Source organism: Endozoicomonas sp. ONNA1 (assembly GCF_024606325.1).
In the GTDB taxonomy this organism is placed as follows: Bacteria; Pseudomonadota; Gammaproteobacteria; order Pseudomonadales; family Endozoicomonadaceae; genus Endozoicomonas_A.
This window is the reverse complement of record NZ_JAHHPN010000060.1, coordinates 1-7,351: the sequence shown is the minus strand read 5'-3', so window position 1 is coordinate 7,351 and position 7,351 is coordinate 1. Positions and strand designations below refer to the sequence as shown.

The 7,351-nt window shown below is 47.4% G+C and carries 9 protein-coding genes; all 9 read left to right on the top strand.

Annotation, left to right across the window (positions count from 1 at the left end):
• A partial coding sequence (locus tag KDK19_RS01345; protein WP_257291186.1) for a hypothetical protein occupies positions 1-1,336 on the top strand: 1,336 nt, incomplete at its 5' end.
• 237 nt (positions 1,337-1,573) lie between these two features.
• Positions 1,574-2,296 (top strand): sulfite exporter TauE/SafE family protein, encoded by a 723-nt coding sequence (locus KDK19_RS01340; protein WP_257252704.1) that lies wholly within the window; start codon positions 1,574-1,576, stop codon positions 2,294-2,296.
• A gap of 364 nt (positions 2,297-2,660) precedes the next feature.
• Positions 2,661-3,692: a methionine ABC transporter ATP-binding protein gene (locus KDK19_RS01335; RefSeq protein ID WP_257252706.1), complete on the top strand. Its 1,032-nt coding sequence runs from the start codon at positions 2,661-2,663 to the stop codon at positions 3,690-3,692.
• On the top strand, positions 3,682-4,338 hold the full coding sequence (locus tag KDK19_RS01330; RefSeq protein WP_257252703.1) for a methionine ABC transporter permease: 657 nt from the start codon (positions 3,682-3,684) through the stop codon (positions 4,336-4,338). Before KDK19_RS01335 ends, KDK19_RS01330 begins: the two co-directional genes overlap by 11 nt.
• Before the next feature lie 83 nt (positions 4,339-4,421).
• Positions 4,422-5,240 carry a MetQ/NlpA family ABC transporter substrate-binding protein gene (locus KDK19_RS01325; protein ID WP_257252701.1) on the top strand — a complete coding sequence of 273 codons (819 nt, stop codon included), beginning with the start codon at positions 4,422-4,424 and terminating at the stop codon, positions 5,238-5,240.
• Positions 5,241-5,525: 285 nt separating this feature from the next.
• A complete protein-coding gene (locus tag KDK19_RS01320; RefSeq protein WP_257252699.1) occupies positions 5,526-6,161 on the top strand; it encodes a glutathione S-transferase N-terminal domain-containing protein in 636 nt (211 codons plus the stop codon).
• A gap of 68 nt (positions 6,162-6,229) precedes the next feature.
• On the top strand, positions 6,230-6,391 hold the full coding sequence (locus tag KDK19_RS01315; protein ID WP_257291185.1) for a hypothetical protein: 162 nt from the start codon (positions 6,230-6,232) through the stop codon (positions 6,389-6,391).
• Positions 6,392-6,484: 93 nt separating this feature from the next.
• Complete coding sequence (locus KDK19_RS01310) at positions 6,485-6,949, top strand: ClpXP protease specificity-enhancing factor (protein WP_257279953.1); 465 nt, start codon at positions 6,485-6,487, stop codon at positions 6,947-6,949.
• 116 nt (positions 6,950-7,065) lie between these two features.
• A complete protein-coding gene (locus KDK19_RS01305) occupies positions 7,066-7,338 on the top strand; it encodes an NADPH-dependent FMN reductase (RefSeq protein WP_257252696.1) in 273 nt (90 codons plus the stop codon).
• The last annotated feature ends 13 nt before the right edge of the window (positions 7,339-7,351 follow it).

Sequence of the window (7,351 nt, the reverse complement as noted above, 5' to 3'; positions counted from 1 at the left end):
AAAGAAAATCAGCCGCAATGAATTTGCAACCCTGGTTACCCTGCAGGGCGTTTACCTGGAAGGTATCCAGAATATAAATTCATTTAAGATTGTGCATCACAAGCTGTTTGACGATAAGGGAAACGCGAATAAAGTCAACTGGGAAATCATAAAGTTATCATTGGAAAAGTCAGAGAGGTTTTTTCTCGATTCTTCTTTTGATGTCGATTCCATCATCATGGAAATGAAGCGTTTGCTTAAAAAAGCATCTCCGGCTGAAGCAGGTTTCTGGTCCTGCAAGTACCCAATTGGCTTTGGTGAAGAAGAAGGAGGGCAGAAAACGATGAAAAAAGCCCTGCTAAGCAGAGATTTCTGGGTTTTATTTGTTGATTGCTGGTGGACTGGGTGGATGATATGCCCGTCGATCACGTTGCGACAGGCTTTTATTGACAGTTTTTGTCAGAAAGAAGCCCATAAAATCAATCCAGTGATCGGGAGCAGTACACCTGAAGATATTAGAACCGGCGGCCTGAAAGGATACAGAGACATGGCCATTCCGTTTCCTGGGCATCCTTTGCCAAAAACTGCTGACTACTTATCTGCAATATTGATTCTCGTGTTTATGCAGCATGATTTTTATCATGCGGTACGAGCCAGCATGCTAAAAAATGCTGATATCCATGTAATCATTGCCATTGCCGATGTTGTGAGAAAGATTAAAACGGCCTTCCATAATGAGTACACCAGGGTAAAACAGGATTTTCAGCAGAAGAAAGAGTGCTTTGAAAGCTCCATTTCCACATGCTCGCAGGAACAACAAGACCAAAAGATAGAAGAATGGCAGGAGTGTGAGAAGTCGGCCAAAAAAACGCTGGAATATCTGAAGTCTACCAGAAAAGCCCTGGGCCAACTGGCATTTAACCTTGAAGATCTTGAAACCCATTTACCAACGTGGGACATACATCGGCATAACTATGATGAAAATCGATTCATACATCACTTATCAAATATTTTGTTTCAGTTGAACAGTTCTTTGGGAAAAACGTGGAGTGAGTTACTGAGTGAAACCGATGCAGGTATTGTTGGTCAGTGCGTTATTCCGATGATTTCCGGTAATTTGTCTAATCCCCGGAAAATGTATGATCATTTCTGCCGCACGATTGATAGGGTAGTAAATTCTGCTGGCAAACAACATCTCTCAGAAACGCAGAAACAGGAATACGTAGCCAGAAGTAAAAAGTTCATTGAACCGCTGAATCCATCGGTAAAGCTGGACCAATCACAATGGCCGACTTTCCTCCGGGGAACCATGATAGGTGATAAGCGGGTGCTCATTCCAAGCTCTGGACTTGGTTAATGAACAAATGAAATCATGCAATTTATTGATTTTTTTGATTAACTGCGGCAGTCAGGTTCAGGTTGGAGGTAACGACAATTACCTTTCATTCTGTAGAAAGCATTACAGGGAGTTGTTTGGAAGATAAACGTCTTTTGTCGTGATACGCCTTTTATGGGTATAAATGACAGTAGATTCTTTTCATAGCAAACGGTTATATTTATATCCCCTTTCGATATTTGATGTTTCAGTGATGTTATGGATTTGAGTCTGTACCCGCAACTAATAGCCATGCTCGTTGTCTTCCTGGGGGCTCTGATCCAGGGCATGGTCGGTTTTGGTATGGCGGTGGTGGCCGCACCTATTCTCTATATCGTTGCACCCTCTCTGGTGCCGGCTACCCTGATCTGCATGGCTATGTTCCTTTCTCTCCTGACGGTCAGAAAGTATCGGGGGGCACTGGATTTGGCAGAGATGAAGTATGCTGTGGCTGGCAGAATTCCGGGTTCACTGCTGGGAGCTTATCTTTTGGCAGTGGCCTCCAGAGAGCACATGAGTCTTTTTATTGGTCTGGCTGTGCTGATGGCCGTTTTTGTGAGTCTGTTTTCTGTAAAGATTCGAGCGACTAAATCCAGCTTGTTTGTCGCTGGTGTTGTTTCTGGTATCACAGGCACAACATCGTCTATTGGCGGGCCTCCGGTAGCCCTGGTCATGCAGAACGAAACCGGTGACAAAATCCGGGCCAGCATGTCCATTTATTTTGTTTTCAGCAGTACTATCTCACTGATATTTCTATCAGTAGCAGGCATGGTGGGTCTTGATGACTTTAAAGATGCCCTGATGCTGCTTCCAGCTGTATTGCTGGGGAGTAAAACCGCTTCCCATGTATCCCCCCGAATTGATCAAAGAATTATGCGCCATGCCTTGCTGGTTCTTTGCAGTATTGCTGGTGTCAGTGCTATTGCTTCGGGTGTTCGCTAGTTGATCTTTGAGGCCATGCTTCCGCTTACATTCCTGCTGGGAAAGCAGAGCAGTTGACTTTGGTTTTTTTGTCGTTTAGGCTTTTGAGGAATGCGCTGATTTGTCTTGGCTTGCGGGCGCTCTAGAAATACGGCTAAAAGAAGGGGTTATGAACGCATTCATGAAAAACCACTCTGTTTAGCACAGAGTGGTTTTTTTTTGGTCGTGAAAAAGAGGTCGCCTGGCGGACCTCAAGGCTGTAATCCGAGTCGACAGCATGACCAGCTCCCATTGAAAACCATCAAGGTAGACGAATTGATTGAACTGACTGAATATACCTCAGTCGGCCATGACCTGATTGTATCTGAATCAGGCAGGAGTAATGATGATAGAACTGAAAAACCTTACCAAGGTGTTTAAGGTAGGAGGTAGAGAGCTTAAGGCGCTGGATGGGATTAACCTCACTGTGCCTGAAGGATCAATCTACGGTGTGATTGGCTCAAGCGGCGCTGGCAAGAGTACGCTGATACGTTGTGTCAATATGTTAGAGCGTCCCGGTTCGGGCCGGGTCATTGTGGACGGGCAGGACCTCACTCAGTTGACCGGGAAAGAACTGCGTCTGGTCCGCCACAACATTGGCATGATTTTCCAGCACTTCAATCTGCTGTCGAGTCGAACTGTTTATCAGAATATTGCTCTACCACTGGAACTGGCCGGTGCCAGTTCACAAGAAATAGAAACGGCGGTGATTCCCCTGCTGGATCTGACCGGTTTGAAAGAAAAGCGGGACAGCTATCCTTCTCAGCTTTCAGGTGGTCAGAAACAGAGGGTGGCTATTGCTCGCGCCCTGGCCAGTAAGCCAAAGGTTCTTTTGTGTGATGAGGCAACTTCTGCGCTTGACCCTCAGACCACACGATCCATTCTTGGACTTTTGAAGGATATTAATCGTGAGTTGAAGATCACAGTGCTGATCATTACTCATGAGATGGATGTTGTTAAAACGATTTGCGATCGAGTTGCCATACTAAGCCATGGTCAACTGATTGAAGAGAATGATGTCGAATCCTTCTTCCTGAATCCAAAAACGGAATTGTCCAGAGAGTTTGTTTGCAGTGCCATCCACCAAAAGCCGGCGGCTGAAGTGGAAAGCCGCTTTCAGTCAGAGCCGACCGAAGGCTCAAGGCCGGTTGTAAGGATTACCTTTGTAGGGCGTCGGGTGGTGGAGCCCTTAATTACCCGGGCGGCAAGGCAGTTTGGTACTGATTTTGTGATTCTGCAAGCCGACATTGAAACCGTTCATGGTAAGTCCATGGGCTTTCTGATGGTAGAAATTATGGGCGAGGAGTCAGATGTTGAGGCTTCCATGACGTTCCTCAGGGATAATGTACAGGTGGAGGTAGTGGGTTATGTCAGCTGATTCCTGGCTTCTTCTGGGGAAGGCACTCTGGGAAACCCTTTACATGACAGTGGTGTCTGGTGGGCTCAGTTTTCTCTTTGGTATTCCGCTTGGTGTGTTGCTATATATTACCAAGCCCGGTCGTATTAAAGAAAATGCGGTTTTGAATTCAGTGCTGGGTGCTATCGTCAACGCTACACGTTCTGTGCCTTTTATTATACTGCTGGTGGCGATCATTCCCCTGACTCGCCTGCTGGTGGGAACCTCCATCGGGACAACAGCTGCGATTGTGCCACTGACCCTTGCAGCTATCCCATTTGTTGCTCGCATTGCTGAAGGCGCCATCAATGAAGTACCTTTCGGACTGGTTGAAGCAGCCCAATCCATGGGCGCAACACCTTTGCAGATCGTCAGTCGGGTATTGCTGCCTGAAGCGCGCCCCGGCCTGATTAATGGTATGACTATTACTCTGGTGACTCTGGTCAGTTACTCGGCCATGGCAGGTGCCATCGGTGGTGGAGGTCTTGGTGATCTGGGCATCCGCTACGGCTACCAGCGTTTTGATGGCGTCATCATGCTCGCCACTGTTGTGGTGCTTATTGTGCTGGTGCAGCTGATACAGAGTATTGGTGACCGTTTGCAAAATTATTACGACAGAACTCGCTGATTGTTTGCGAATTTAAATTATTGAATGGGGCAGGCTGTTTCAGTGGTTTGTCCAATGTGACTGGCTGAATGGAGAAGTGAAGAATGTTTGCAGTCAATAAATTAAAGTCACTCGCAGTTGCGGCGCTTGTGGCGGGCGGTGTCCTGTTGGCGGGATGTGGCTCTGAGAATGCCTCAGAAGGCCCTTTGAAAGTGGGTGTTATGGCGGGGCCGGAAGCTGACGTCATGAAAGTGGCCGCTGACATTGCTAAAAAAGATCACGGTGTAGATGTTGAGTTGGTTGAGTTTTCTGACTACGTTTCTCCCAATGTGGCTCTGGCTGACGGTTCTATTGATGCTAACGCCTTCCAGCACAGGCCGTATCTGGACAGCATGATTCGTGATCGTGGCTTCAAGCTGGCAGCTGTTGGAAATACTTTTGTCTACCCGATTGGCGCGTACTCCAAAAAAATCAAAGATATCAGTGAGCTTAAAGACGGTGCCAAAGTAGCGATTCCTAACGACCCAAGTAACGAAGGTCGTACGCTAATCCTTTTGGACAAAAAGGGTTTCATCAAGCTGAAAGACATTAATAATCTGGAAGCGACACCGGCTGATATTGTTGAAAATCCAAAAAAACTTCAGTTCATCGAGCTGGATGCTGCGCAATTACCCCGCTCTCTGGATGACGTTGATCTGGCTTTCATCAACTCTACCTACTCTGTGCCAGCAGGGCTGTTGCCAGAGCGTGACGCACTGCTGGTAGAAGGTAAAGACTCTCCTTATGTCAATCTGATTGTGGCGCGCGAGGACAATAAGAATGATCCCCGCATCAGGGCTCTGGTCGAGTCTTACCACACTCCGGCAGTGGAGGAGAAAGCCAGGGAGCTGTTTAAGGGGAGTGCGGTTCCTGGCTGGAAGTAATTGGCTTTTCTCATAAGCGTATTAACAGCTTCTGAGACAACTTGTTGGTTATAGCGGGTTTTGAATATTTATTCAGGTTTTCGGGTTGTTCTTAGAGTTATTGTCCCCTTGTGTTACGAAAGTTTCCAGGGTCTCTATTCCGCAGGGCGTAAAGTTTGCTAAGATAACCCGTTATTTTATTGTGTCGGCCCGTCAGGCCAGCATTGCTCGTCCGATTTATGGGATCGAATGAGTAGGCTGGCTCGATTGGGAGCTCATTTCCTTTGCATGAGGCGGGGGTATTTCATGGCTGTAGTTGCCAAAAAGTCATCCATGATTTTTTTCTCGGATCCATCTGACCACTACTGTCACAGGGTTCGTATTGTTCTGGCCGAAAAAGGGGTCGCGGTAGACATTCAGGATGTAAATCCTGAAAATCTGCCTCAGGAACTGTCTGATCTCAACCCGTACAATAGTCTTCCAACTCTGGTCGATCGTGAGCTGGTGCTTTACGAGCCAAGCGTCATGATGGAGTACTTGGATGAGCGTTTTCCTCATCCTCCTTTGTTGCCCGTTTATCCGGTCAGCCGTGCCCAGAGTCGTCTGATGATGCACCGCATCCAGAAAGACTGGTGCAGCTTGGTGGATATCATTACGGATCCAAAAACCAAAGAGACGCCTGCGGCCCGTGCTCGTAAAGAGCTTCGTGAAAGCCTGCTCTCCGTAGCGCCTATTTTTGCTGAAAAGCCATTCTTTATGAGTGATGAATTCACTCTGGTGGACTGCTGTGTAGCCCCAATCCTTTGGAGGCTGTCAGCGATGGGTATTGAACTGCCCAGGCAGGGGCAGGCTATCCTGGATTATGCTGAACGTTTGTTTGAGCGTGAGTCCTTCAAAGAGAGCTTGTCTGAAATTGAAAAAGAGATGCGTGACACTCTTTGATTTGAGGTGGATCCCGGCAGTATGACTGCCGGAATTTAAGAATCTGGCTAAGCAGCCATGAGCTAAGAGTGTCGTTGAATCTCTGGTTGACAGATGGTTTTTCAGCTCTTGGCATATTAGAAGTTTTCTCTGTTTCAGAGGGTGTCGAAAAAGTGCTGCGCTTTGCCGTTGAGGTGCTAAAAAGTAGCTTTGCCCCGCTTCGGCGATACCTCTTTTCTGGAGAGGGTTAAAGGACTTCTTCTATATTGGCTATTGATGGTGCGAAGGATGAGTTGGCCTGGGGTCAGGCAGCCGTCGGAAGTTAGCCTGGATGGAGACAGATTATGACAATGACCAGCAGTCGTCCTTACATTACCAGAGCCTTGTATGACTGGATTCTTGAAAATGACTGCACCCCATACATCCTGGTGGATACTGCCAGGAAAGGGGTCGAGGTACCCAGAGAGTACGTTAAGGACAATCAAATAGTCCTTAACATTTCCCCTGCAGCGGTGCGTGCCATGCATATGGGAAATGATGTCATAACCTTTGATGGTCGCTTTGGCGGTGAGGCGTTGACCATAGTGGTTCCTGTAGAAGCATTGATGGCCATCTATGCCCGCGAGAACGGGCAGGGTATGGTGTTCGAAGTAGAGCCCTTCGCTGAGTCGGAAGAGGTAGGGGCTTCTCATCTTGAATTGGAGGCTGTATCAGGTCCGGAGTCTCAGGAAACACCACCTGCAAAAGAAGAGGAGTCCAAAAAAACTCCCCGCAAGTCTGGCAAGCCACATCTGAAAGTCGTTAAATAGGTCGGAGTTTAAATCTCTGGGCTTGGCCTTTCAGGTCAAGCTGGCTTCGCTTCGGTGGAATATTTTGGTTATTATTTTCTTGTACTTAATAATCGGAATGGTTGAAAGAGGTTTTGATGAACCTGACAATTGTTAGTGGAAGTCACCGCAGGGAATCCCAGAGTGTTCGTATCGGTCGTGTCCTCAAGGAGCGTGCAGAAGCGTTGGGGCTCTTTGATCAGATTGATCTTCTTGATCTGGCAGGAAATCCTCTGCCGTTGTGGGATGAGTCCATCTGGTCTGGCAATGAGGAGTGGAAGTCTCTTTTGGCTCCCTGGAGGGCTACATTAAGCGCTAGCAGCCTGTCAGACTTAAGGCTGTCCTACTGCGGTTGCAATAAATTGGTCTAAAAATTCCTGCTTC